The organism is Kosakonia sp. PSU_27 (assembly GCF_039409795.1).
Taxonomy (GTDB): Bacteria; Pseudomonadota; Gammaproteobacteria; order Enterobacterales; family Enterobacteriaceae; genus Kosakonia.
Genome location: NZ_JBCIVK010000003.1, coordinates 210,263 through 236,340, shown reverse-complemented (window position 1 = coordinate 236,340; position 26,078 = coordinate 210,263). Strand labels below are relative to the sequence as shown.

Below are 26,078 nucleotides of genomic sequence, written 5' to 3'. Positions count from 1 at the left end.
CAGTTATCCCCTTTGCGGTTGCCAGCGGCTTAAAGAGCGGGTTATCGCCACCACCAGGCAATCCAGAATGAAGGCCAGCGCGATGCACAGCACAATCCCGGCGATAATCGGGGTGAGAAACTGAAGCTGAAACCCCTGGGTAAACAGCGAACCTAACTGTGGCGCGCCAATCAGCGCGGCAACCGACACGATGCTGACATTCGAAACCACGGCCACGCGCAGCCCGGAGCCGATCACCGGTACAGCAAGCGGCAGGTCGATCTGCAAAAATTGATGTAGCGGTTTGTACCCCAGCGCAAAAGCAGACTGCCGGGTATCTTCGGCCACGGAATCCAGCCCGTCGCACACGGTTCTGACCAGCAGCGCAAAGCTGTAGATAGTCAGCGCCACGACCACGTTGATTGGGTCGAGAATTTGCGTATTCAGCAGCGGCGGCAGCAGTACAAACAGCGCCAGCGACGGAATGGTGTACAGCAGGCCAAACAGATTCAGGATGAGACCTTTCACTTTTGGCAGGTTGTTCACGGCCCAGCCGACAGGTATTGCCAGCAGCAGGCCGATCAGGATCGGCGTAATCGACAAATAGCAGTGCCAGAGCAGCAAGCTGAGGATCCTGTCGCTTTGCCCCCACAGCCAGTCAAATCTCATAGCGCCTCCTGCGTCAGCGACTTGCAGGCATCCAGCACATTGTCCAGCGCCAGCGATCCCAGCGGGGCAAGCTGTTCATCGACCACCACGGCGCGATGGCAGGGAGAACTGAGCGCCGAATCCAGCAACTGGCGCAGCGTGCCGCCCTGCGGAGAAAACGTCGCGCCAAGGTTCACGTTTTCCGGCGCTATCACCGTTACCTGCTGATGCGTGTCAAACCAGCCGCAGGCTCTGCCCTGCTGCGTCACCAGCAGCCAACGTTGTGCGCTGATATTGCGTGCCTGCGCAAGTGACGCGCCCATTTCGATAGCCGGTTCCGCCTGCAACGCCGTCAGCGGTGCGGAGGTGTGGAAACTGAGTTTGCGATAACCGCGGTCGCGGCCAATGAAATCGGCGACAAATTCGCTCTGCGGCGCATTCAGCAGTTCGCCCGGCGTCGCCAGTTGCGCCAGCTTGCCGCCAGGTTTCAGCACCGCAACACAATCACCCAGTTTCATTGCTTCATCAATATCGTGCGTGACCATAATGATGGTCTTGCTGACCTCTTTCTGAATGCGCAGAAACTCTTCCTGCAACTGTTCACGCACCACAGGGTCAACGGCGCTGAAGGGTTCGTCCATCAGCATAAATTCCGGGTCGGCAGCCAGTGCACGCGCCACGCCGACGCGCTGCTGTTGGCCACCGGAGAGTTGCCACGGGTAGCGTTTCGCCAGTTGCGGCGCCAGACCGACCACTTCCAGTAATTCTGCCGCTCTGGCCCTGGCTTTGCTTTTCGCCGCGCCATTAAGGATCGCGGTAGTGGCGATGTTATCGATGATGGTTTTATGCGGGAACAAGCCGGCATTCTGGATCACATAACCAATACGGCGGCGCAATTGCACAACATCCATCTGAGCGGTGGATTCGCCATTGAGCAAAATCGTCCCGGATGAGGGCTCCACCAGCCGGTTGATCATGCGTAATGAGGTGGTTTTTCCGCAACCAGACGGCCCCACAAGCACAGTAATTTTGCCTCCTGGCGCGACAAGGTTCAGGCCATCGACCACGACGGTACCGTCGTGATAATGCTTGGTCACATTGTTGAAAGTAATCATCGTTACGCCTTATGGTCATCGTTTGCCGTCCCGTTGTGACGGCAATGCAAAAAAACTTTTGTATATCCTTGTATGTACAACTAGCAAGCCATGTGCCATAACGTCATCGCAACATTGATCATTTAAATAAAACCAATTAAAAACAAATAGATATAAAAACATTGTTAATAAATCCAGCACAACAAAACGAATTCCCTCAGCTTCATTTCCCCACACGCTCGCTTTAAAACAGCGCAGAGATGCACTAAAAATGATCATCTCAACGCTTTAAAGCACAATAGCAGTGCAAAAAAATGCACCAATACCCCTTCTTTCACTACGATCAAAAAAGCCATCAATAACAACGCATTGTTTTATATGTGAAATAAATAAATTGATTAAACTGGCACCTTATGTGCTTATCATGTATATACAAGACGTATACAGCAGCATCGCAACGTCAGTAAGCATGTATTCCGCTATCAAACAGAGAAGGTAAACCGCATGAGTAGTGAATTATCCCGTTATCGTGATGTTGAGATCAGAGCGCCGCGCGGCACGACATTGAATGCGAAAAGCTGGCTGACTGAAGCGCCGCTGCGCATGCTGATGAATAACCTTGATCCCGATGTTGCGGAAAACCCGAAAGAACTGGTGGTGTATGGTGGGATTGGACGGGCAGCGCGTAACTGGGAGTGCTTTGACAAAATGGTTGAAGCGCTAAAACAGCTCAATGATGACGAAACGCTGCTGGTGCAATCCGGCAAACCGGTCGGCGTGTTTAAAACCCACAGCAATGCACCGCGCGTACTGATCGCTAACTCAAACCTGGTTCCCCACTGGGCCAACTGGGAGCACTTTAACGAGCTGGACGCTAAAGGGCTGGCGATGTACGGCCAGATGACCGCAGGCTCCTGGATCTATATCGGCAGCCAGGGGATCGTTCAGGGTACGTATGAAACCTTCGTCGAAGCGGGTCGCCAGCACTATAACGGTTCGCTGGTTGGCCGCTGGGTGCTGACCGCAGGTCTGGGCGGCATGGGCGGCGCGCAGCCGCTGGCCGCCACGCTGGCGGGCGCCTGCTCGCTGAATATTGAGTGCCAGCAATCCCGCATCGATTTCCGCCTGCGTACCGGGTATGTGGATGAGCAAGCAACAGATTTAGACGATGCACTGGCGCGTATTGAACGCTACACCCGTGAAGGCAAAGCCATCTCTGTGGCGCTGCACGGCAATGCGGCAGAAGTTTTACCGGAACTGGTTAAACGCGGCGTTCGCCCCGATCTCGTGACCGATCAAACCAGCGCCCACGATCCGCTAAACGGCTATTTGCCGATTGGCTGGCAGTGGGAAGCGTATCGCGAACGCGCGAAGAGTGAACCGGCAGTGGTGACTCAGGCTGCGAAAGCCTCAATGGCCGAGCACGTTAAAGCAATGCTCGCCTTCCAGCAGCAGGGCATTCCGACCTTCGACTATGGCAACAATATTCGCCAGATGGCGAAAGAGATGGGCGTCAGCAACGCCTTCGATTTCCCGGGTTTTGTGCCCGCCTATATTCGCCCGCTCTTCTGCCGCGGTATTGGGCCATTCCGCTGGGCCGCGCTCTCCGGCGATGCGGAAGATATCTATCGCACCGATGAAAAGGTAAAAGAGCTGATCGCGGATGACGCGCATCTGCACCGCTGGCTGGATATGGCGAAAGAGCGCATCAGTTTCCAGGGCTTACCTGCGCGTATCTGTTGGGTTGGTCTGGGGCAACGCGCACGTCTGGGGCTGGCGTTTAATGAAATGGTGCGTCGCGGCGAAGTCTCCGCACCAATTGTCATTGGCCGCGATCACCTGGACTCCGGCTCCGTTGCCAGCCCAAACCGCGAAACCGAAGCGATGAAAGATGGCTCCGATGCAGTTTCCGACTGGCCTTTGCTGAACGCGTTGCTCAACACCGCCAGCGGCGCAACCTGGGTTTCTCTGCACCACGGCGGAGGCGTCGGCATGGGCTTCTCGCAACATTCGGGGATGGTTATCGTCTGTGATGGCACGGATGAAGCGGCAGAACGTATTGCCCGCGTACTGCATAACGATCCGGCGACGGGCGTGATGCGCCATGCTGACGCAGGCTATGATTCAGCGGTCGCCTGTGCCAAAGAGCACGGCCTCAATTTACCGATGATTGCAAAGTAAAACCGACGGCGCGGTGATTGCCGCGCCGAACCATGACGGGAGAACGCGGATGCGCATTTTATGGCGTCACTGCCAGATTGCCACCATGGAAGCGGGCAAATACAACCTGATCCCTCGCGGCGCGCTGATCACCAACGGGTCGCAGATTTCATGGCTGGGCGAAGAGGGAACGCAGCCGGATGATGTGGTCGATCGTGAAGTGGATTTGCAGGGGCGGCTGGTTACGCCTGGGTTGATCGATTGCCATAGCCATAGCGTGTTTGGCGGCGATCGCAGCCAGGAATTTGAGATGCGACTCAACGGCGCGAGCTACGCGGAAATCGCCGCAGCAGGCGGCGGCATTATCAGTACCGTGAATGCCACCCGCAACGCCAGCCAGCAACAACTGCTGGAAAGCGCCCGCAAGCGCATTGACGCACTGCGCAAAGAAGGCGTTACGGCGCTTGAGATCAAATCCGGTTATGGCCTCAGCTTTGCCGATGAAAGCAAAATGTTGCGGGTGATCCGCACGCTTGGCGCAGAAATGCCGCTCACCATCTTCAGCACCTGTCTCGCAGCGCATGCAGTGCCGGGCGAGTATCAGGGGCGCGCTGACGACTACATCGACGAGATTTGCCAGCACTGGCTACCCGCCTGGCACGCACAAGGGCTGGTCGATGCGGTTGATGCTTTTTGTGAACATCTGGCCTTTTCACCGCCGCAAGTGGAGCGGGTTTTCCGCAAAGCGCAGCAGCTTGGCTTACCGGTAAAACTGCATGCCGAACAGCTTTCACTGCAGCACGGCGCAGGGCTGGCCGCCCGCTACAGTGCGCTTTCCGCCGATCATCTCGAGTATTTGTGCGAAGAAGATATCGTGCTGATGGCGCAGCACGGCACCACTGCCGTTCTGCTGCCGGGCGCGTTTTACTTTTTACGCGAGAGCCAGCCGCCACCGGTGGCGCTATTACGTAAGCATCAGGTGCCGATGGCCATTTCCGGCGATCTGAACCCCGGTACGTCGCCCGTGCTGTCGCTGCGCCTGATGATGAACATGGCCTGCACGTTGTTCCGTCTGACGCCTGAAGAAGCGCTGGCGGGAGTGACCTGTCATGCCGCCCGTGCATTAGGTATCAGTGAACGCTGCGGTACGCTCCAGGCGGGTAAAGAAGCCAGCTTTGTCGCGTGGGATGTGGCTCATCCGGCAGAACTCAGCTACTGGCTGGGAGGAACACTGTCAAAACAGGTTATCTATCAGGGGGAGGAAGTCTGGCATGACTAACGGATTCGAATTACATCAGGGTCGGCTGCCGCTACTGGTCAGCATGCCCCATCCCGGCACGCAACTGACACCGGAAATTGCCAGCGGCCTCACCGCGCGGGCACGACGTCTGGAGGATACGGACTGGCATATTCCGCTGCTGTATCAGCCGATTCGCGAGCTTGGCGCCAGCGTGCTGAGCGCTAATTATTCCCGCTATGTGGTGGATTTAAACCGCCCGGCAGATGATAAACCGTTATACGCTACCGCGACCACCGGCCTGTTTCCGGACACCTTTTTTGACGGCGAGTCGCTGTTCGAAGCGGGTAAAGCGCCGGATGACGCCACGAAAGCCGCTATTTTGCATACTGTGTGGCAGCCTTATCACCAGGCGCTGGCGCAGGAACTGGCGCGGTTGCGCGACACTTTCGGTTACGCGCTCCTGTGGGATGCACACTCCATCAAATCGGTGGTTCCGCGTTTGTTTGACGGCAAACTGCCGGATCTGAACTTCGGTACTGCCGATGGCGCAAGCTGCGCGCCGGAACTGAGCGCCGCATTACTGGCATGCTGCGAGGCATTTCCGCGCTACACGAAAGTGCTCAACGGTCGCTTCAAAGGCGGGTATATCACCCGCCATTACGGCGCACCGCAACAGAACATCCATGCGATACAACTGGAAGTGGCGCAGTGCTGCTACATGGATGAGACGAGTTTTGCTTTCTCTGAAGAGAAGAGTGAAGCGTTCCGCCAGCTACTGACTTCCCTGATCAACACCGCGCTCGACTGGGGTAAGCAACGACTGTCCCGTTAACATTAAAAGGGATGCGCAAGCATCCCTTCATGAGGGGATTCATTCCCGTGTCGTTGAGCCTTTATTTCCCGCCACCGCTTAACACTTAATCCATTCCTGGCGTGACGCCAGCCCCTGACACCAAAACATTATGCTGGCTTACAGGGGCTCCTTACGTTTTATAACAGCAAAAATGTATTCAATTTCACAGGCAAAGCCCGCCGCATCCGAATGACCAGCAATGCCTCTCTTCTTCAGCAAGACACTATTGCTGGCAGCAATGTCGTCAGATGGCGTTCCGCCAGCAGAGCAATCGCACGTTCAATATCCGGCGCGAAATAACGATCTTTCTCATAATGCGCAACCTGTTCGCGCAGCAGATGGCGGGCCTGTTCCAGCAGCGGGCTACTGGTTAAGCCTTCGCGCATATCCAGCCCCTGACAGGCGGCAAGCCACTCGACAGCAATGACGCCGCGCGTGTTCGCCGCCATTTCCCACAGACGACGCCCGGCAGCCGGTGCCATAGAAACGTGATCTTCCTGGTTTGCCGAGGTGGGCAAACTGTCCACACTGTGCGGATGCGATAACGCTTTGTTTTCACTTGCCAGCGCCGCTGCGGTGACCTGGGCAATCATAAAGCCAGAGTTAACACCGCCATTTTTCACGAGGAACGGCGGTAGTTGCGACATATGGCTGTCCATCAGCAGGGCAATACGGCGCTCCGCCAGCGAGCCTATCTCCGCAATCGCCAGCGCAATATTATCGGCGGCCATCGCGACTGGTTCCGCATGGAAATTCCCCCCGGAGATCACTTCGTTTTCGGCGGCGAACACCAGCGGGTTATCGGAAACCGCATTTGCTTCAGTTAACAGCACTTCCGCGGCAAAACGCAGTTGCGTCAGGCATGCGCCCATCACCTGCGGCTGACAGCGTAGGGAGTAAGGATCCTGCACTTTATTGCAGTTGTGGTGAGACTGGGAAATGGCGCTGTCATCGGTTAATAGATGGCGATATAACGCCGCCGCGTTAATCTGCCCGCGCTGGCCGCGAACGTCATGAATACGCGCATCGAAGGGACGACGCGAACCGAGCGCCGCCTCAGTGGTCAGCGCACCGCAAACCACGGCAGAAGCGAACAGATCTTCGGCTTCAAACAGGCCGCGCAAAGCAAAGGCGGTGGAGGTTTGCGTACCGTTCAGCAGCGCCAGCCCCTCTTTTGCCGCCAGCGTAATTGGCTCCAGCCCGGCGTTTTTCAGCGCTTCACTCGCCGGTAACCATTCCCCCTGCCAGCGCGCTTTGCCTTCGCCGAGCAGCGTCAGCGACATATGCGCCAGCGGTGCGAGATCCCCGGATGCGCCCACCGAGCCTTTCGCCGGGATCCACGGATAAACCTCCGCGTTAACCATCGCCACCAGCATCTGGATCACCTGCAGGCGAATGCCGGAAAAACCGCGCGCCAGGCTGTTGATCTTCAGCACCATAATTAAGCGAACCAGCGCGTCATCTAGCGGTTCGCCAACGCCTGCGGCGTGAGACAGCACCAGCGAGCGTTGCAAATTCTCCAGATCTTCCGTCGCGATACGCGTCTGCGCCAGCAAACCGAAGCCCGTGTTGATGCCATAGGCGGTGCGGCCTTCCGCCATAATGGTGTTGACGCAGGCAACGCTCTCATTAATGGCCGCAAACGCGCCATCATCCAGCGACAGATGAAGCGGCTGGCTGTAGATTTCGCGCAGCTGCGCGAGGGTGAGTTGGCCCGGAATAAGGGTGAAATTTTTCATGCTTTGCCCTGCCCCTGCATTACAGCAATCATCGGAAGATTGAGCGCCTGCGCTGCGGCGCACTCAATCGCAATCTCATACTCAGCCTCAGCGTGACGCATCACGCCAGTTGTCGGATCGTGAGGCAGCACGCGCGCAATGCGTGCCACCGCTTCATTTGTGCCATTACAAACATTCATCACCCCTGCATGCCGGGAAAATCCCATCCGCATGCCACCGCAGTGGTGCAGCGAGGCCAGGGTCGCGCCGCTGGCAGTGTTAAACATCGGCCAGTTGGATACGGCATCAGAACCGTCGCGCATCGCTTCGGTTTCGCGGTTCGGGTTTGCCACCGCGCCAGAATAAGGTTTGTTACCACCAATGCCGCCATACCCCACCAGTAAGTTCGGGTTTTCGGCAGCATCGGGATCAAGGTTATTGCGCAATGGCGCTTCGGCGAGCCAGCTTTTCGTATTCAGCTCCATGCCTTTAGAGGTCTGCTGGCGATTGAGGGTGTGCGGCATCGGTGTTCTCTCCTGAGGACATGTCCTGATGTGTAAACATATATACTTGCCTATACAATTACGCGCAAGGCAGGATTTAACAGAAAAGATACAATTTTATTATAGTGCGCCAGCAATCACGCTTTTACTGACGCAAATGATCCGAAGCCGAAATGCCCCTGTAACCGGTAACGGCTGCCCAGGAAAAGCAGGCTGGCGGGGAGGACAGTATGTAAGATTGACCATCCATGACCGCGAATAAGCAGGCAGGGATCGTGCTCGTTGCGGTACAACAGGCGGCACTCATCAGCCGAGGCCACCCGGCGTCGATGAAATGTCAGAGCCGTGATGGGTTGTATAGACGTTTATTGGCATAACTTATGACTTGTACCCCGGCGTTTTTTTCAGTAGCGATAACATACTCAACCGCATTGAATCTTTATTTCCCCCTCCCTTATCGCATAAAAAAAGTATATTCATCTATATCAATGCCTGTTTATCTAATTTTTTAAAATTTAATCCCGACCTAATGGCAATTAAAATTTTTTAAAATAAGAAGTATTAAGTGTTAAATAAACAAGAGTAAGATAAAACGAAAATAAATAAGGAGGGCATATGTTTTCATGGAATAACATCAAAAAGACGTTTAAAGAAAAAGTCATCGAAAATGACGATCTGATGGGAAAAATAGCAGGTATTGCGGAAGTTGCGGGCAAATCCATTGTTGCGACAGCCACAAATGCTTTTAAATTTATTATTGAAAAATCGGCCGTTACCAGCGCGGAGATGTTTCTTAAAGTCAAAAAGAACCTTGAAAATGAAATAGCCCATCACCCAACCGATGTCTGGCGCAATAAAATAGCCAATGATATCGCGACCCTGCAGGATGCAATCCGCCGAATCCGCAGTGAAATCAACAGCACTGACGATCAGCAACGTCGCAGATGCTTACAAAATGAGCTGCCAGCGAAAGAGCGTGCGCTAAGAGAAAAAGAGCAGATCCGCGCACAAGGAAGCGACCCAAATTATGTCGCACAATGCAAATCTCGCCTCTCTTCACATCTTGCTAAAAAAGAAAATATGCTAACCATGCTGGCAAAAGATCTGCAAAAAAATGAAGAGCAAATAATGAAAGTGGAAGACGAAATAGCGGCGGCCAGCAGGGAAGATAAAGAAAAGCTGGAAAACGATCTTTCAGATATCAAATCCCATATTTCACGTGTCAAATCTCTGCAGGCTGAAATTGCACGAATTTAAACTGACACACCGACAGATTACGTAACAGCAAACCTTAGCGATGTTGAGAGGTAAGAACAAATGGCACCAACAATTTACCGGGCGAAATGTCTGGACTGCAAACACGAATGGACCAGCCGTACTGGTTTCGGTACGCCGGATTACTGCCCGAAATGCCGCAGTCGCCGGATCACCTCAAGCCCTATCGGCTAAACGCAGGAGTTTGCCGTAACGGTTTTAAAGGCAAAGCGCAGGCACAGCTTGCGCTTTTTTAATAATCGCATCGTACCTTCCGCAAGCTTCCCCAACGCCCTCTTTCCGTAACGGGATTTTTTCCCTGCGGATTATTTTTTTATGCATGTCATCGCAGAAACACGCCGACGCTTGTCTTCGGTCTAATTGCACAAGTTGTGACCTGCTTCAAAAAATTAGCCTTATTATTCAAGCGGAAATGAACCGTTTCAGCAGACCATTTTTATCGTCGCTCAATAGCAATTTATTTAGCAGTGAAAGTATTGTGTCGCCAAAGCCCGACACATTGTAAGTTACTAAAAATAAATAGAAAAAAGGCTCTTGTAAGGCCTAAAAATTAAGCGTACATTAGCCCCGTTTGGTGAGGAATTCACCCGAAATTCTGAGATGGAGCTGTGGCCGAAATAGAGATAATTCTCATTTTCGATGTGGCGTAGTTTCACCTCTCTATACTCAGTCCTGAATGGTCATGAATGCATACTTAGGTGTGCGGAGCGATGAACGTGAAATATTTCTTTATGGGCATTTCGGTGATGGTTATTGTGTGGGCCGGCACATTCGCCCTGATGATCTAACCTGAGCATATCGTGCTGTACAAAAAAGGAGCCAAAAGGCTCCTTTTTTGTTTTGCCAGCCGGGCAAGGAACAGTTACGGTTCCAGATCTTCCGCCGCACTTTTTTGCGCTGCCGGAAGCAGCCCGTCGGCGCGGAACATGGCCTTAATACCGCGTACCGCCTGGCGGATACGATCGCGGTTCTCAATCAGCGCGAAACGCACATGCGTATCGCCATAGTCACCAAAGCCGATACCCGGAGAGACACACACTTTCGCCTCCTGCAGCAGCTTTTTGGCAAACTCCAGCGAGCCCATCGCCGCATACGGTTCCGGAATTTTCGCCCACACATACATTGATGCTTTCGGCATTTCTACCATCCAGCCCGCTTCATGCAACCCTTTAACCAGTACATCGCGGCGGCGTTTATACTGAGCAGCAATATCGCGCACACACTGCTGATCCCCTTCCAGCGCAGCAATCGCAGCCACCTGGAGCGGCGTAAAGGTGCCGTAATCATGATAACTTTTGATCCGCGCCAGTGCGTTGACCAGCACCGGATTACCGACCATAAAGCCGATACGCCAGCCCGCCATATTGTAACTTTTCGACAACGTGAAGAACTCAACGGCGACATCGCGCGCGCCCGGCACCTGCATGATTGACGGCGCTTTCCAGCCATCGTACACAATGTCGGCATAGGCCAGATCGTGAACCACCAGCACATCGTAGCGTTTTGCCAGCGCGACCACTTTTTCAAAGAACTCCAGTTCAACGCACTGCGCCGTCGGGTTAGACGGAAAGCCTAAAATCATCATTTTCGGCTTCGGGTAACTTTCGCGGATCGCGCGCTCCAGCTCATTGAAGAAGTCAACACCTTCCACCAGCGGCACAGAACGTACCTGCGCTCCCGCAATCACCGCACCGTAAATATGAATCGGATAACTCGGGTTCGGCACCAGCACGGTATCACCGTGATCCAGCGTCGCCAGCATCAGATGCGCCAGCCCCTCTTTCGAGCCGATGGTAACAATCGCTTCGGTTTCCGGATCGATATCCACTTGATAACGATCCTGATACCAGCGGGAAATCGCCCGGCGCAGACGTGGAATGCCGCGTGACGTGGAGTAACCGTGCGTATCCGGGCGTTGCGCGACGGTACAGAGTTTCTCAACGATATGCGGCGGCGTCGCGCCATCCGGGTTGCCCATACTGAAATCAATAATGTCTTCGCCGCGGCGTCGCGCAGCCATTTTCAGTTCAGCGGTGATATTAAAAACATACGGGGGGAGACGATCGATGCGCGTAAAACGGCGTTCAGGACTGAAGTCAGCCATAGATTCCTCGGAGTAACGTTAGCGCCCGGACCGTCCGAGCGACGTCGCCGCATTTGCGGCGTATTCAGAACATAGCCCGAAAAAAATCTCGCTGTCGAGAGGTAAGCGCAAAAATAACGCAACGCCATAAAAGGGGAAGTTTAATTTAGGAAAGGGAAAGCCAGATTATCCTCTTATAGAAAAATCCATCATATATTTTAACAATAAAATAAAGATAAAATTACCTTAAAAATTCACCAGTTAGCGCACTGACGCATCATTTCTTTCAGATCTTTTCAATCCCCTTTTGGAAAAGTGGTCTTTCCTCATTCAGCGAATGAATACTGCGGCTGGTCATCTGGGCCGCGGTTTTTTATCATAGCTTTTTGACGCTATTCATATGAGTCCCCCGTGCACGAAATATTCGACATGCTGCTGGCCGTCTTTGACCGAGCGGCGCTCATGCTGATCTGCCTGTTTTTCTTGATCCGCATCCGCTTGTTCCGCGAACTGCTGCATAAAACGGCGCACTCGCCAAAAGAGCTGCTGGGCGTGACGGCCATCTTCTCGATGTTTGCCCTGTTCAGTACCTGGTCCGGCGTGCCGGTGGAAGGTTCGCTGGTTAACGTGCGTATTATCGCGGTGATGTCCGGCGGGATTTTGTTCGGCCCGTGGGTCGGCATTATCACCGGCGTGATTGCCGGGGTGCACCGCTATCTGATTGATATTGGCGGCGTGACGGCGATCCCCTGCTTTATCACCAGCATTATTGCCGGCGTGATGTCCGGGATGATTAACCGCAAAGTGCCCAAAGCGCAGCACTGGCGCGTGGGCATCATCGGCGGCATGATTTGCGAAAGCCTGACCATGACGCTGGTGGTGCTGTGGGCACCGACTACCGCGCTTGGCCTCGATATTGTGTCCAAAATTGGGGTGCCGATGATCCTCGGCAGCGTCTGCATCGGCTTTATTGTACTGCTGGTGCAAAGCGTGGAAGGGGAAAAAGAGGCGATTGCCGGTCGTCAGGCGAAGCTGGCGCTGGATATTGCCAATAAAACACTGCCGCTGTTCCGCAATGTGAATAGCGAGTCCCTGCGCAAAGTGTGTGACATTATTCGCCGGGATATCAAAGCCGATGCCGTAGCTATCACCAATACCGATCACGTGCTGGCTTACGTTGGCGTGGGGGAAAATAATTACCGCGACAGCGACGATATTATCAGCCCAACCACTCGCCAGGCGATGAACACCGGCGAAATTATCATTAAAAACAATGATGAAGCCCACCGCACGCCGGAGATCCACTCGATGCTGGTGATCCCGCTGCGTGAACAGGGCATCGTGACCGGCACGCTGAAGATCTATTACTGCCATGCGCACCAGATCACCTCCTCATTACAGGATATGGCCGTTGGCTTATCACAGATTATCTCAACACAACTGGAAGTTTCCCGCGCCGAACAGCTGCGGGAGATGGCGAACAAAGCGGAACTGCGCGCGTTGCAAAGTAAGATCAACCCGCATTTCCTGTTTAACGCCCTGAATGCTATCTCGTCGTCGATTCGCCTGAATCCGGACACCGCCCGGCAGCTCATTTTCAATTTGTCGCGTTACCTGCGCTATAACATTGAATTAAAAGATGATGAGCTCATTGATATCAAAAAAGAGCTCTATCAAATCAAAGACTATATCGCCATTGAGCAGGCCCGTTTTGGCGACAAGTTGACGGTGATTTATGACATCGATGAAGAGGTCAGTTGTGTGATCCCGAGCCTGCTGATCCAGCCATTGGTTGAAAACGCGATTGTGCATGGCATTCAACCGTGTAAAGGCAAAGGCGTGGTCACCATCAGTGTGGAAGAGTGTGGCAACCGCGTGCGTATCGCAGTGCGCGATACGGGCAACGGTATCGATCCGCAGATGATTGCCCGCGTTGAAGCCGATGAGATGCCCGGCAACAAAATTGGCCTGCTGAACGTGCATCAGCGCGTGAAGCTGCTGTACGGCGAAGGGCTGCATATCCGCCGTTTAACGCCGGGCACGGAGATCGCGTTTTTTGTGCAGCGCCAACCGTCTCCCGCTGCATTGTTGCCTTAACAGGAGAGCTGTATGAAAGTCATCATTGTTGAAGATGAGATCCTGGCGCAACAGGAGCTGAGCTGGCTTATAAAAGCGCATAGCCAGATGGAAATTGTCGGCACTTTCGACGATGGTCTCGACGTGCTGAAATATTTACAGCACAACAAAGTCGACGCCATTTTTCTCGATATTAATATCCCCTCTCTGGATGGCGTATTGCTGGCACAGAATATCAGTCAGTTTGCCCATAAGCCGTTTATCGTCTTTATCACTGCCTGGAAAGAGCATGCGGTGGAGGCTTTTGAACTGGAAGCGTTCGACTACATTCTGAAACCGTACCAGGAGTCGCGCATCATCAGCATGCTGCAAAAACTGGAAACAGCCTGGCAGCAACAATCTGGCCCGGTTGCCAGCCCGCAGCCACGGGAAAACGCAACCATTAATCTGGTGAAAGACGAGCGCATTATCGTCACCAGTATTCATGATATCTATTATGCGGAAGCGCATGAGAAGATGACGTTCGTCTATACGAAGCGGGAATCTTACGTGATGCCGATGAACATCACTGAGTTTTGCAGCAAACTGCCGGCGGCGCACTTCTTTCGCTGCCACCGCTCTTACTGCGTGAATCTGGATAAAATCCGTGAGATCGAACCCTGGTTTAACAATACCTATATTTTGCGGCTGCGGGACCTGGAGTTTCAGGTGCCCGTCAGCCGCAGCAAAGTTAAAGAGTTTCGTCAGTTAATGAATCTTTAAAGCACGTAACCCAGCGTCTGGCGCAGATGAGCGCCAGAGCCCAACAGCCCCGGGTTATCATGCACGATCAGAAATACCGGGATATCCTGGACGTAGGATTTAAAGCGCCCTTTGTCCTCGAAACCACCGCGAAAACCGGAAGCGGTAAAGAAATCGAGGAAGCGCGGCACAATACCACCGGCAATGTAAACGCCGCCGAAAGTGCCGAGATTGAGCGCCAGGTTGCCGCCAAAACGCCCCATAATGACGCAAAACAGTGACAACGCGCGACGGCAGTCAATGCAGCTGTCTTCCAGCGCGCGTTCAGTCACATCTTTCGGTTGCAGATTTTCCGGCAAGCGACCATCTGATTTGACGATCGCGCGGTAGAGGTTAACGAGACCGGGACCGGAGAGCACGCGTTCAGCGGAAACGTGGCCGATTTCCGCACGTAACTCTTCGAGGATAATCCCCTCTTCTTCGCTGTTTGGCGCGAAATCGACATGGCCGCCTTCGCCCGGCAGGCTCACCCAGCGTTTATCCACATGCACCAGATGCGAAACGCCAAGCCCGGTGCCTGCGCCGTAAACGGCGATCGGTTTACCTTCAACCGGCGCGGAACCACCAAACTGAATCAAGTGTTCCGCTTTAAGCATCGGGATCGCCATTGATACGGCAGTGAAATCGTTAATGATTTCCAGATGAGCGAAACCGAGGTTTTTCTTCATTTCGGCAATCGAAAACGCCCAGGTGTGGTTGGTCATTGCCACCCAGTCACCGGTGATCGGGCAGGCGATGGCAATACAGCCGTCTTCAACCGTGACGTCGTGCTCTTTCAGATAAACACGCACCACGTCTTCCAGGCTTGGATAATCGAGGCCGGAGTAGGTTTTGGCCCGGGAGATGTCACCGCTATCGACATCACACAACGCTAAGCGCGCGTTCGTGCCACCCACGTCTCCCACTAAAGCATACTTTGTCATTCTTTTACGGCTCCGCTAAAGTCAGAATAAATCTTTGGCACACTGTAAATTCAAGGCGCTGTAACGACAACGACCATATCATGAGTGCCCCAGGATTATCGATCTTCGTCACAGATTACCTTAAAGGTTTCAGCCCGGTTGCATCCTGAGTGACCAGGCTTCGTTGCAAGGATAAAAAGATGCTCCATCCGCGTGCGAGAACGCTGCTGTTACTGGCGCTGCCTGCGCTCACTATTGGTGTCGCGTCGGGTCTGATATTAGCGCTGGTGATGAAAATCGCCGCCCTGCTGCAAACCGTGTTGTGGAGCGGCATACCGTGGCGGCTCGGCATCTCACCTGATTCCCCCTGGTGGATACTGATTGTTTTGACACTCACCGGCGTTGCTGTAGGCCTGGTTATCCGTTTCAGCACCGGTCATGGCGGGCCGGATCCGGCGACGGTGCCGCTGATTGGTTCGCCGGTTGCGGTCAACGCGCTGCCGGGGCTGACGCTGGCAATGATCCTCGGTCTGGCGGGCGGCGTAAGTCTTGGCCCGGAACAACCGGTGATGGTGCTGAATATCGCCCTTGCCGTTGCACTTGGCGCGCGCATTTTCCCGCGCGTTGCGCCGCTGGACTGGACAATCCTTGCCTCCGCCGGCACGCTCGGCGCACTGTTTGGCACGCCTGTGGCGGCGGCGCTTATCTTCTCGCAAACCCTGAAAGCCAGTGAAGACGTGCCGCTGTGGGATCGCCTGTTCGCCCCGTTGATGGCTGCTGCAGCAGGCGCGCTAACCACCAGCCTCTTTTCGCCACCGCATTTCACGCTGCCCATTCCCCATTATCCGCAGATGCATATCGTTGATATTTTTAGCGGTGCGGTCGTGACGCTGTTCGCCATTGCGCTGGGAATGGTGGCTGTTTGGTGTTTACCGCGTCTGCATCACTTAATGCATCGCCTGAACAACCCGGTGATGACGTTGGGGATTGGCGGCTTCCTGCTTGGCCTTCTGGGCATGGCTGGCGGCCACGTTACCTTATTTAAGGGGCTGGATGAGATGCAGCAGCTTGCATTTGCCCATACCTATACCGTTACCGATTACCTGTTGTTTGCCCTGGTGAAGCTCGCCGCGCTGGTGATCGCTGCAGCCTGCGGTTTTCGCGGTGGGCGTATTTTTCCGGCGGTGTTTGTCGGCGTGGCATTAGGCTTAATGCTGCATGAACATGTCGACGCCGTTCCGGCTGCGGTCACCGTTTCCTGTGCCGTATTAGGGCTGGTATTGGTTGTAACACGCGACGGCTGGCTGAGCCTGTTCCTGGCGGCCGTTGTCGTGCCGGATACCACCTTGCTACCGTTGCTGTGTATCGTGATCCTGCCCGCCTGGTTAGTGCTGGCCGGAAAACCGATGATGATTGTCCCCCGGCGCAGTAAGTAACTACTCACTGTTACGCGTTTCCAGCGCATGGGTGACATCACGCAGCAGATCCGGCAAATCGGCTTGCGGCAACATCACTTCAATCAGCGCAAGCCGGTGGTGATGTGAAGCGGCTTCCAGTGCTTCCACCAGTTGCACCGTTTCACTAACACGCCAGCATTCGGCCTGGCAGTCATGGCTGAGCGCATGCGGAATATGTGTCCAGTTCCAGCGTGCAATATCGTTATAACGCTGATGCGCACCGTGGATCGCCCGCTCCACCGTGTAACCGTCATTATTGAGCAATAAAATGATCGGCCGTTGCCCGTCACGCAGCATGGACCCCAGCTCCTGTATGGTGAGCTGCGCCGCACCGTCGCCGCTAAGCAAAATGACCCGCCGCTGCGGGCAGGCGGTTTGTGCGCCGAACGCGGCGGGCAGACAATAACCTATCGATCCCCACAGCGGCTGCGTCAGCATTTCAACCCCGGCTGGCAGACGCAGAGACGCCGCGCCAAAAGCTGCGGTTCCCTGATCGGCCAGTAAAATATCACCGGGGCGAATAAAAGCCTGCAGTGTTTGCCAGAATGTATGCTGATTTAAAATGCCGGAGTGATGCGGCGAATTAGCGGAGGGCACGGCAACAGGATCGAGCACGCAGCGTGGGTTATTGCGACAAACCGAAATCAGGATATTTACCGCCTCCTGCATCGTAATCCCGCTGAACCACTCTTCTCCTACCCGCGCCGCAAAGGGCTGGATATCAATCGTGCGCTCCACAGGTAACTGCTGGGTAAACCCGGCGGTGATGGTGTCCGTAAAACGCACGCCGACACACATTACCGCATCGGCACGCTCGATCGCCTCCCGCACCTGCGGCGGGCTGGCGGCACCGCTGTACGTGCCGACAAACCCAGGCTGCGTTTCATCAAACAAGCCCTTGCCCATTAACAACGTGGCGTGCGGAATGGGTGCATCCTTCATCCAGCACTGCAACATTTTCTGTACACCAAAGCGGTGAGCGAGAAAATCCGCCAGTAGCGCAACTCGCGGGCTTTCGCTGAGCATCGCCTGTACACGTCGGCGAAAGCTGTCCAGACGCCCTTCATTAGGCTGAAGCGGTGCGGGAGTGATAACGTTTACAGGCGGCGTTGCCGCCATTTTTGCCACATCGGCGGGCAACATCAGGTAACCGGGGCGAGATTCACTGAGCATCGTGCGGATCACACGGTCAATTTCATAGCAGGCGTTTTCTGCCGTTAACACCGCCTGCGCAGCGCTGATAGGTTCATACATGCGCCAGAAATGGCTGAAATCACCGTCACCCAGCGTGTGGTGCAAAAGTTCACCACGTTGCTGTACGCTGCGACAGGGTGCCCCCACGATCTGCAACACCGGCACATATTCCGCAAAGCTGCCCGCGACACCATTAATCGCACTTAACTCCCCCACGCCAAAGGTGGTTAGCAGCGCGCCCGCTCCCTGACAACGCCCGTAACCATCAGCAGCATAAGCGGCATTCAGTTCATTAGCACAGCCCACCCAAAGCACCGCCGGATGCTGGATAACGTGATCAAGAAACTGCAGATTGTAGTCGCCCGGTACGCCGAAAAGATGATGAATACCGCAGCCAGCAAGCCTGTCCAGTAGGTAGTCGGCAACTGAATAATCGTTTTGCATTGCGCTACGTCTCCAAATACTGACACTTACCTGAGTATTGGAGAACTGTGATGAGAGTCCAGGATACGCGTCAGAGAGAAAGTGGAAAGCAAGCTTTACGGTACCTGGCGGTGTAAGCTCAGTGAATGTAAACGCATACACTAACGCTACGCTAATAAAAAGGAGTAACTGCATGGTTTATCTGGCCGATCCCGCACGCTATGAAAAGATGCACTACCATCGCTGCGGCGAGAGCGGGTTAAAGCTGCCGGCAATTTCGCTTGGGTTGTGGCACAACTTCGGTGATACCACTTTGCTGGAAAATAGCCGCCAGTTGTTGCGGCATGCCTTTGATCTGGGTATTACCCATTTTGATCTGGCCAATAACTACGGGCCGCCGCCGGGCTCCGCAGAGCGCAATTTCGGCCGGATTTTGCAGGAGGATTTCCTGCCCTATCGTGATGAACTGATTATCTCAAGTAAAGCCGGTTATACCATGTGGGACGGGCCTTACGGCGACTGGGGGTCACGTAAATATCTGATTGCCAGTCTTGACCAGAGCCTGCGCCGCATGGGGCTGGAGTATGTTGATATCTTCTACCACCATCGCCCGGATCCCGAGACGCCGCTGCAAGAAACCATGCGCGCACTGGATCATATTGTGCGCCAGGGCAAAGCCCTGTACGTCGGGCTTTCCAACTACCCGGCAGCGCAGTCGCGCGAAGCTATCGATATCCTTAATGATCTCGGAACACCGTGTCTTATCCATCAGCCGAAATACTCACTTTTTGAACGCTGGGTCGAAGCCGAATTGCTCGATGTATTGCAGGAAAAAGGCGTCGGCAGTATTGCGTTCTCACCGCTGGCTGGCGGGCAACTAACCGACCGTTATCTGCACGGCATTCCCCCCGATTCCCGCGCCGCCAGCGGCAGCCGTTTTCTCAATCCGGAGCAGATTACCGATGAAAAGCTCGCGACCGTTCGTGCGCTGAATGCAGTGGCGGAACGGCGCGGACAGAAGTTATCGCAGATGGCGCTGGCCTGGGTGCTGCGTAACGATCGCGTCACTTCGGTGCTGATTGGTGCCAGTAAAGCCAGCCAGCTTGACGATGCGGTCGGCATGCTGGCAAACCGCCATTTCACCACGACTGAAAGCGATGAGATCGACGCCATTCTCAGTGGCGCAAAATAACCGCAAATTTAGCAAAAAATGCTGCCATTCATGATTTAGGAGTTCCGCCAATAATACGGGGTTTAGCCGCCCCGTAATATTGTTGTAACAGGCCGTTTCGGCCCGATCGTGAAGGAGAAGAGTATGTTCAGGTCACTGATTCTGGCAGCTGTGTTAATGGCTTCTGCGCCGCTGGTCGCAAATGCTGGCGAAATCACCCTGTTGCCATCTGTGAAATTACAAATTGGCGATCGCGATAATTACGGTAACTACTGGGACGGCGGCCGCTGGCGCGACCGTGACTACTGGGGCCGCAACTATGAGTGGCGCGGCAACCGCTGGTATAAACATGATCGCGGCTGGCATCGCGGCTGGGACAAACAGAACGCGTATGAACGCGGTTACCGTGAAGGCTGGCGCGACCGCGACGATCATCGTGGCCATGGCCGGGGACATCACCACTAATTCAAAAAAAGGAGCGCGAGCGCTCCTTTTTCTCATGCTATTTACAGACCTGCCGCACTGCCGATTAACAGCCAGCCATTCAAACTGACCACCAGCACCACAATCACCCAGCCAACCCGTTTAACCATTGGCGTATTGACTAACTCGCCCATTAATTTGTGGTTACTGGTGAAAATCAGCAGTGGCACCAGCGCCAGCGCGATGCCGAAACTCAGCAGCACCTGGCTCATGACAAGGATCCTCGTCGGATCCAGCCCCAGCCAGATAACAATAAACGACGGCATCATGGTGATGGTGCGCCGCACCCACAGAGGTATATGAAAACGCACAAACCCCTGCATCACCACCTGCCCGGCCAGCGTCCCCACGACCGTTGAAGAGAGCCCCGCCGCTACCAGGCTAAGACCAAAAATGGTCGCTGCGGCATGGCTTAATAACGGCTCAAGCGTCAGGTAAGCCTGGTCGAGATCGGCAACACCGGTATGACCGTTAAAATGGAACGCCGCTGCCGCTGTCGCCATCATCGCCAGGTTTACAAATCCGGCGATAGTCATGGCGATACCCACATCCCATTTGGTGGCGGAATAACGCTCGCGCTGAGTGCCCTGGTGCAGATGCTGCGTCAGAGACGAGTGCAGATAAATGACATGCGGCATAATAGTCGCGCCCAGTACGCCAGCTGCGAGGAACACGGCTTCACTACCCGGCAAACTCGGGATCACAATGCCTTGCGCCAGCTGGGCCAGTTTCGGCTGAGAAAAAACCAGCTCAACAATATAAGCCGCAGCGACAAACAGCAGCAGGCCGCCTATCACTTTCTCCAGCGGTTTTTGCCCCCGCCGCTGTAACATCAAAATCAAGAATGTCGCCACGCCAGTAAGCACCGCACCTTGCAGTAACGAAACGCCGAGGATGAGCTTAAACCCGATGGCGGCACCGATAAACTCCGCCAGATCGGTTGCCATGGCGATAATTTCCGCCTGCACCCAGTAGAACCATACCAGCGGGCGCGGATAGTGATCGCGGATCTGCTCTGCGAGGTTCTTCCCGGTGGCAATCCCCAGTTTGGCGGAAAGCAGCTGGATCAACATCGCCATAATATTGGCCCAGACCACCACCCACAGCAGTTGGTAGCCAAAACTGGCGCCCGCCTGAATATTGGTGGCGAAGTTGCCCGGGTCGATATAACCGATAGCAGCAATAAACGCCGGTCCCATTAAGGCAAACCGTAATTTGCGCGCTGCACGCCCATTACTATTCTCAACGCGACTACTGTTCATTTATTGCCCCTAAATATAGCCTTTGCTATGTTTTATGCTACCAAAATGAGAATGATTATCAAGTTCATTTAAATGGGTTTACCTGATTTCTCTGATAGCCAGAAACAATAGAAGGGTTGAATGTCAAGGATGGTGACGGCGACAACAGCATTTGCCGCAGCGTTATGTTAAGAGTCTAGCAGTATGACGCAACTTTTCACGCTTTTACTTAACATAACAGAAATGTATGTTGGATCACTAATTTTGAGTCTGGTCACAGGTCATTAATATAGTGTGTGTTTGATCTCGTTTTCTTTTGTCTTGTTACATAGAATGTGCACGAAATTCCTACCCGTCTCATATTTGGAGCAAATATGTCCCGCGTTTTGCACTTTGTCCTGGCGCTTGCTGTTGTGGCGCTGCTTGCCCTGCTCGTAAGCAGCGATCGCAAGAAGATCCGCATTCGTTTTGTTATTCAACTGCTGGTGATTGAAGTTTTACTGGCCTGGTTCTTCCTGAACTCTGATATTGGCCTCGGCTTCGTAAAAGGCTTCTCCGAGATGTTCGAAAAACTGCTCGGTTTCGCCAACGAAGGTACTAACTTCGTCTTCGGTAAAATGAATGATGAAGGTCTGGCGTTCTTCTTCCTGAAAGTGCTGTGCCCGATTGTCTTCATTTCTGCTCTGATTGGCATTCTGCAACACATTCGTGTGCTGCCGATCATTATCCGCGCCATCGGTACGGTGCTGTCCAAAGTGAACGGCATGGGCAAACTGGAGTCGTTTAACGCTGTTAGCTCCCTGATTCTGGGGCAGTCTGAAAACTTCATTGCTTACAAAGACATTCTCGGCAAAATGTCCCGCAACCGCATGTACACCATGGCAGCGACCGCCATGTCGACTGTTTCGATGTCCATCGTCGGTGCGTACATGACCATGCTCCAGCCGAAATATGTTGTTGCGGCGCTGGTGCTGAACATGTTCAGTACCTTTATTGTGCTGTCGATTCTCAACCCGTACCGCGTGGATGAGAGCGAAGAAAACCTGCAAATGGCGAAGCTGCACGAAGGCCAGAGCTTCTTTGAAATGCTGGGTGAATACATTCTGGCGGGCTTCAAAGTTGCCATTATTGTTGCGGCAATGCTGATTGGTTTTATCGCCCTGATTTCCGGCCTGAACGCACTGTTCGCCGCTGTGCTGGGCATCTCCTTCCAGGGCATTCTGGGCTACATTTTTTATCCGATTGCCTGGGTGCTGGGCGTACCGGCTCACGAAGCGCTGCAGGTTGCCAGTATCATGGCCACCAAACTGGTTTCGAATGAATTTGTGGCGATGATGGATCTGCAGAAAATCGCAGCTAACCTCTCTCCGCGTTCAGAAGGCATCCTGTCCGTGTTCCTCGTTTCCTTCGCGAACTTCTCGTCTATCGGCATTATCGCCGGTGCGATCAAAGGCTTGAATGAAGAACAAGGTAACGTGGTTTCCCGTTTCGGTCTGAAACTGGTGTACGGCTCCACGCTGGTGAGCGTGCTGTCTGCGGCTATCGCCGCGCTGGTTATCTGATTGTCATAGGCTAAAAAAACCGGGGATTTCCCCGGTTTTTTATTCAGCTTTAGCCAGCGGCTGCGGTTTACCCAGCAAATAGCCCTGCAAATAATCGACGCCAGCATTCAGCAATAACTCGCGCTGCGCTTCATTCTCCACATACTCCGCAACAACAGTCAGCGATTTGGCCTTCGCCAGTTCGCATATCGCTTTGACGATCATCGCATCCTGCTTGTCCTGTAAAATATCCCGGATAAAACAGCCATCGATTTTGAGGATATCCGCCTGAAGCCCTTTTAAACGTTCGAAGTTGGCATAGCCAGTGCCAAAGTCATCAATCGCGATTTTGAATCCTGCTTTTCGCAACTGCTTCATATTTTGGATACTCGCTTCTGAATTAGAGAAGGCCTGCTCTTCCGTTATCTCAATAATTACCTGCCGCGGAGAGACGGCATAACGCGCGAAAAGAGCCAGAAATTGTGTAGCAAACTCTTTTTGCATCAGTGTAAGCGGCATTAAATTCACAGAATAACGTGCCGAATCGCCAGGCTCTGGATGCGCCTGCATCCACTGGAGCAGGCACTCTATAACCTGCATATCAAACCGTGCACCAAGGTTGAACTGGGCAATAACGGGAATAAAAACATCTGGCGTAATAAATTCGCCATCAACAACCAACCGTGTAAGGACTTCCTGGTAGCCGCGTCCTTCGGCATTCACAATCGGCTGTCCATAGAGAACGATGCCATTTTCATCCAACGCACACTTCACCTTGTTTAGCTGTAACACGCGCTCCGTAGTCTGGTCGGTAACCTCTTGCAAGCTGTTTGTAAGAGCCAGAACCTGATGATCCGCACTAGCTTGTTCTGAAAGCCAGCTTAACTGGCCCAACGTGTGGTGCAGTTCTTCGCCCGAGCCCTGTAATTCCCCCCAGGACGCGCCAAACTCAATATCCAGGGCGGTATTGTTCCAGTAAATACGGCGACTGTTCAGGTAATCCAGCATATGTTGTAAGCGCGATAATATTTCCGGCCCATTGAGTATTAACAATAACTCGCTGCCCGGAAGCTGGAAAAAACGTTCACCGTTATGTAACAGAGGCTGAAGTTCGTGGGTGATGCTGCGTTTCACATGAACACGCATCATCAGGCCAAAATGGCGGCTGAGGAACTCCAGATTTTTCATATACAGACAGCACACCACACTGTTTGGCTGCTGTTCCATCTGTTGTTCAAGCGCGCGCAAATTGGGCAAACCCGTTAAGGGATCGCTCATCGCCTGCACCTCCCAGCGCGCTTTCAACCACTCGCTACGGTTAAAAACGCGCATCATATAAAGCATGCAGATGGTGAAGCTGATAAAAACGGACATGACAAATGCCAGGGAATAATCGGAACGCACGCCATGCAGGAAATTATCGTTGTATGCCAGTAGCATAAACGCCGCAATATCCCAGCTTAATAACAACAACGTTGTACTTAACTTGCTGATGCCAAAGGTGAAAAGAATAAAAACAATAGGCACTAAATAGCCAGCAATGTAATCATTTTTATATGGAATACATAAAATAGTAACAATAACGACCAGCGAAAAAATCCAACCTAATGTAAATACACGATTCTTTTTTGAAAAACACGGTTCAATGCTTCTTAACCATAATGCACGGGCAAACCGTGGATTGAGGATCATCCGTAAAAAGTAATAGGCACAGGTGGTAAAAATAATCGCAGAGCAAATAAGGCTTTGAATATCGATGATAGAATAAATAACTGATGCAGGGCCAAAATAATTAGACAAACTAAATGGATAGTTAAACCAAACGCCAGCAGTATACATCGAAATTTTTATACCTATGGGAGCAATAACACCTAACCACAGGATACGAGTGCCCATGTCTTTAGCTCTGTTTGTTAGGCTATACCGCCAGCGGGAGCCTAGTTGCCAGCGAACCACACCGCAGAACAGAAACACAAAAAACAACTGACAAAACAAAAGCACTGCTGCCTCGGCAAAAGATAAATGAAAAAAAGCCTCATTTACCAGAGCAAAACCAATAATAACAGGCAGTATTCCGTGCCGTCCGAATAAAAAAATTATTGCCAGCGCTACACTTAACGGCAACCACGCAAGATAAACCTCACTGGCGTCAACAAGAGTAACAGGAGAAATAAAACGGGAAAGAGAGGTAGCTACCAGGCATAAAATTAACGCGAGGAAGAATTTTCTTATCGCACTGTATAGATTATGTTTCATCAGTATTAATGAAATGCTCTGGGCTGGTCAAAAAATGAAGAGCCGAGATAATAGGTTTATTTATTAAGCGAATCAAGTAAGCAGCGGCTCGAATAACCGCCATTACTGACGCTTCACCGGATGTTTGCTTATTAATGTATAGCAGAAAGAATTAACACAGCGCGGAATAAAACGAAAAACCCCCGCGTAAACGCGAGGGTTTGAATTTTGGTGGAGCTAAGCGGGATCGAACCGCTGACCTCTTGCATGCCATGCAAGCGCTCTCCCAGCTGAGCTATAGCCCCACAATATGCCTTATGCGCCAATTCCGTTGGGTGCGGAATTTGGTGGAGCTAAGCGGGATCGAACCGCTGACCTCTTGCATGCCATGCAAGCGCTCTCCCAGCTGAGCTATAGCCCCATCGCGTAAAGCGTGTCGTGTTGACGGGCGGCATAATATGAATTCCCTTGCCAGGTGTCAACGGCAAAATCGCGCCGCATTATTCAATCGCTGAAAAAGCATGCAAATGAAAGACATTGCGAACGCCCTCGCAGCCAGTAGTTAAACATGTCACATTTTCCCCTAAAATGGTGCTATAACATAAACCATTAATTACCCTTACAACAATTCGGGAAATTACATGCTCAAGGAACGAATGACGCCAGAAGAGTTGGCAAGCCTTACAGGATATAGCCGACAAACCATCAATAAATGGGTGCGCAAAGAAGGCTGGGTTACATCACCAAAACCCGGCGTACAAGGAGGTAAAGCCCGTCTGGTCCATGTAAATGAACAAGTCCGCGCATTTATTCGCAGCGCACAGCGCACTGAAGACCAACCAAAAGCCACACTTACCGCCAGCGATACCTCACTCGAGGCATTATTAATCCGGCTGGCAAAAGAGATGACAGACGCGGAGCAAAAACAACTCTCTTCGCTTTTATTACGCGACGGCATTACCGGCTTGTTGCAACGTCTGGGGCTCCGCGATCAAAAATAA

21 protein-coding genes, 2 tRNA genes and 3 pseudogenes are annotated in these 26,078 nt (G+C 53.0%); 13 read left to right on the top strand and 13 right to left on the bottom strand.

Features of this window, described 5'->3' with window-relative positions; all coding sequences use genetic code 11:
* Nucleotides 1-3: 3 nt before the first annotated feature.
* Together AAIG26_RS08075 and AAIG26_RS08070 are read right to left on the bottom strand one after the other, a co-directional pair.
* The gene (locus AAIG26_RS08075) at nucleotides 4-648 is read right to left on the bottom strand and encodes an ABC transporter permease subunit (protein ID WP_343180426.1); all 645 of its coding nucleotides are present in this window, start codon (nucleotides 646-648) and stop codon (nucleotides 4-6) included.
* The gene (locus tag AAIG26_RS08070) at nucleotides 645-1,742 is read right to left on the bottom strand and encodes an ATP-binding cassette domain-containing protein (RefSeq protein WP_343180425.1); all 1,098 of its coding nucleotides are present in this window, start codon (nucleotides 1,740-1,742) and stop codon (nucleotides 645-647) included. Before AAIG26_RS08070 ends, AAIG26_RS08075 begins: the two co-directional genes overlap by 4 nt.
* Nucleotides 1,743-2,225: 483 nt before the next feature.
* Between AAIG26_RS08070 and hutU the strand changes: the two genes are divergently transcribed.
* Genes hutU through hutG form a run of 3 tightly spaced genes read left to right on the top strand, consistent with a single transcriptional unit; the run spans nucleotide 2,226 to nucleotide 5,953 of the window.
* Complete coding sequence (hutU, locus tag AAIG26_RS08065) at nucleotides 2,226-3,902, top strand: urocanate hydratase (RefSeq protein WP_020454589.1); 1,677 nt, start codon at nucleotides 2,226-2,228, stop codon at nucleotides 3,900-3,902.
* Nucleotides 3,903-3,951: 49 nt separating this feature from the next.
* Nucleotides 3,952-5,160, top strand: coding sequence for an imidazolonepropionase (gene hutI, locus AAIG26_RS08060; protein WP_343180424.1), 1,209 nt, complete (start codon nucleotides 3,952-3,954; stop codon nucleotides 5,158-5,160).
* Nucleotides 5,153-5,953: an N-formylglutamate deformylase gene (gene hutG / locus AAIG26_RS08055; protein ID WP_097407733.1), complete on the top strand. Its 801-nt coding sequence runs from the start codon at nucleotides 5,153-5,155 to the stop codon at nucleotides 5,951-5,953. The genes hutI and hutG overlap by 8 nt, the downstream gene beginning before the upstream one ends.
* 233 nt (nucleotides 5,954-6,186) lie before the next feature.
* Here the strand turns inward: hutG and hutH are convergent, their stop codons facing one another.
* The 4 genes and pseudogenes from hutH to AAIG26_RS08035 form a co-directional block, all read right to left on the bottom strand.
* Entirely contained in the window at nucleotides 6,187-7,713 is a 1,527-nt protein-coding gene (gene hutH, locus AAIG26_RS08050) for a histidine ammonia-lyase (RefSeq protein WP_343180423.1), read from the bottom strand.
* A pseudogene (locus tag AAIG26_RS08045) lies at nucleotides 7,710-8,054 on the bottom strand (hypothetical protein); the annotation flags it as partial. The gene hutH and the pseudogene AAIG26_RS08045, both read right to left, overlap by 4 nt.
* Before the next feature lie 27 nt (nucleotides 8,055-8,081).
* Nucleotides 8,082-8,177 (bottom strand): annotated as a pseudogene (locus AAIG26_RS08040) (hypothetical protein); the annotation flags it as partial.
* A 155-nt stretch (nucleotides 8,178-8,332) separates the two neighbouring features.
* Nucleotides 8,333-8,515 (bottom strand): annotated as a pseudogene (locus tag AAIG26_RS08035) (hypothetical protein); the annotation flags it as partial.
* A 295-nt stretch (nucleotides 8,516-8,810) separates the two neighbouring features.
* Between AAIG26_RS08035 and AAIG26_RS08030 the strand changes: the two are divergent.
* From AAIG26_RS08030 to ypdK, 3 genes are all read left to right on the top strand, one after another.
* Complete coding sequence (locus AAIG26_RS08030; RefSeq protein ID WP_343180422.1) at nucleotides 8,811-9,452, top strand: hypothetical protein; 642 nt, start codon at nucleotides 8,811-8,813, stop codon at nucleotides 9,450-9,452.
* Nucleotides 9,453-9,512: 60 nt separating this feature from the next.
* Nucleotides 9,513-9,644 carry a hypothetical protein gene (locus tag AAIG26_RS08025; RefSeq protein WP_313626395.1) on the top strand — a complete coding sequence of 44 codons (132 nt, stop codon included), beginning with the start codon at nucleotides 9,513-9,515 and terminating at the stop codon, nucleotides 9,642-9,644.
* Nucleotides 9,645-10,186: 542 nt separating this feature from the next.
* A complete protein-coding gene (gene ypdK, locus AAIG26_RS08020; protein ID WP_099458783.1) occupies nucleotides 10,187-10,258 on the top strand; it encodes a membrane protein YpdK in 72 nt (23 codons plus the stop codon).
* A gap of 74 nt (nucleotides 10,259-10,332) precedes the next feature.
* Here ypdK and alaC read toward each other — a convergent pair whose 3' ends face one another.
* Nucleotides 10,333-11,574 carry an alanine transaminase gene (gene alaC / locus AAIG26_RS08015; RefSeq protein WP_045513945.1) on the bottom strand — a complete coding sequence of 414 codons (1,242 nt, stop codon included), beginning with the start codon at nucleotides 11,572-11,574 and terminating at the stop codon, nucleotides 10,333-10,335.
* A 390-nt stretch (nucleotides 11,575-11,964) separates the two neighbouring features.
* Between alaC and AAIG26_RS08010 the strand changes: the two genes are divergently transcribed.
* Both AAIG26_RS08010 and AAIG26_RS08005 read left to right on the top strand, forming a co-directional pair.
* Nucleotides 11,965-13,650 carry a sensor histidine kinase gene (locus tag AAIG26_RS08010; RefSeq protein WP_071925212.1) on the top strand — a complete coding sequence of 562 codons (1,686 nt, stop codon included), beginning with the start codon at nucleotides 11,965-11,967 and terminating at the stop codon, nucleotides 13,648-13,650.
* 12 nt (nucleotides 13,651-13,662) lie between these two features.
* A complete protein-coding gene (locus AAIG26_RS08005) occupies nucleotides 13,663-14,391 on the top strand; it encodes a LytTR family DNA-binding domain-containing protein (RefSeq protein WP_020454597.1) in 729 nt (242 codons plus the stop codon).
* On the opposite strand, the gene glk is transcribed toward AAIG26_RS08005, so the two are convergent.
* Nucleotides 14,388-15,353 carry a glucokinase gene (gene glk / locus AAIG26_RS08000; protein WP_020454598.1) on the bottom strand — a complete coding sequence of 322 codons (966 nt, stop codon included), beginning with the start codon at nucleotides 15,351-15,353 and terminating at the stop codon, nucleotides 14,388-14,390. The two genes, AAIG26_RS08005 and glk, sit on opposite strands and share 4 nt — an antisense overlap.
* A gap of 179 nt (nucleotides 15,354-15,532) precedes the next feature.
* Here glk and AAIG26_RS07995 point away from each other — a divergent pair, with 179 nt between their 5' ends.
* Nucleotides 15,533-16,768 (top strand): ion channel protein, encoded by a 1,236-nt coding sequence (locus tag AAIG26_RS07995; protein WP_160269296.1) that lies wholly within the window; start codon nucleotides 15,533-15,535, stop codon nucleotides 16,766-16,768.
* Here the strand turns inward: AAIG26_RS07995 and AAIG26_RS07990 are convergent, their stop codons facing one another.
* Nucleotides 16,769-18,427 carry a thiamine pyrophosphate-binding protein gene (locus AAIG26_RS07990; RefSeq protein WP_343180421.1) on the bottom strand — a complete coding sequence of 553 codons (1,659 nt, stop codon included), beginning with the start codon at nucleotides 18,425-18,427 and terminating at the stop codon, nucleotides 16,769-16,771.
* A gap of 172 nt (nucleotides 18,428-18,599) precedes the next feature.
* Between AAIG26_RS07990 and mgrA the strand changes: the two genes are divergently transcribed.
* On the top strand, nucleotides 18,600-19,598 hold the full coding sequence (gene mgrA, locus AAIG26_RS07985) for an L-glyceraldehyde 3-phosphate reductase (RefSeq protein ID WP_045513936.1): 999 nt from the start codon (nucleotides 18,600-18,602) through the stop codon (nucleotides 19,596-19,598).
* Between the two features lie 123 nt (nucleotides 19,599-19,721).
* Entirely contained in the window at nucleotides 19,722-20,042 is a 321-nt protein-coding gene (gene ypeC, locus AAIG26_RS07980; protein WP_017458671.1) for a DUF2502 domain-containing protein YpeC, read from the top strand.
* A gap of 41 nt (nucleotides 20,043-20,083) precedes the next feature.
* On the opposite strand, the gene AAIG26_RS07975 is transcribed toward ypeC, so the two are convergent.
* Nucleotides 20,084-21,322 carry an Nramp family divalent metal transporter gene (locus AAIG26_RS07975; protein ID WP_044489435.1) on the bottom strand — a complete coding sequence of 413 codons (1,239 nt, stop codon included), beginning with the start codon at nucleotides 21,320-21,322 and terminating at the stop codon, nucleotides 20,084-20,086.
* A 353-nt stretch (nucleotides 21,323-21,675) separates the two neighbouring features.
* On the opposite strand from AAIG26_RS07975, the gene AAIG26_RS07970 reads away from it, so the two are divergent.
* A complete protein-coding gene (locus AAIG26_RS07970) occupies nucleotides 21,676-22,863 on the top strand; it encodes a NupC/NupG family nucleoside CNT transporter (protein WP_020454603.1) in 1,188 nt (395 codons plus the stop codon).
* A gap of 39 nt (nucleotides 22,864-22,902) precedes the next feature.
* On the opposite strand, the gene AAIG26_RS07965 is transcribed toward AAIG26_RS07970, so the two are convergent.
* The 3 genes from AAIG26_RS07965 to AAIG26_RS07955 all read right to left on the bottom strand — a co-directional run bounded on the left by AAIG26_RS07965 (nucleotide 22,903) and on the right by AAIG26_RS07955 (nucleotide 25,498).
* The gene (locus AAIG26_RS07965) at nucleotides 22,903-25,098 is read right to left on the bottom strand and encodes an EAL domain-containing protein (RefSeq protein WP_097407725.1); all 2,196 of its coding nucleotides are present in this window, start codon (nucleotides 25,096-25,098) and stop codon (nucleotides 22,903-22,905) included.
* A 208-nt stretch (nucleotides 25,099-25,306) separates the two neighbouring features.
* Nucleotides 25,307-25,382 (bottom strand) — tRNA-Ala (locus tag AAIG26_RS07960).
* A gap of 40 nt (nucleotides 25,383-25,422) precedes the next feature.
* A tRNA-Ala gene (locus AAIG26_RS07955) sits at nucleotides 25,423-25,498 on the bottom strand.
* Nucleotides 25,499-25,718: 220 nt separating this feature from the next.
* Here AAIG26_RS07955 and AAIG26_RS07950 point away from each other — a divergent pair.
* Entirely contained in the window at nucleotides 25,719-26,078 is a 360-nt protein-coding gene (locus AAIG26_RS07950) for a YfeC-like transcriptional regulator (protein WP_044489437.1), read from the top strand.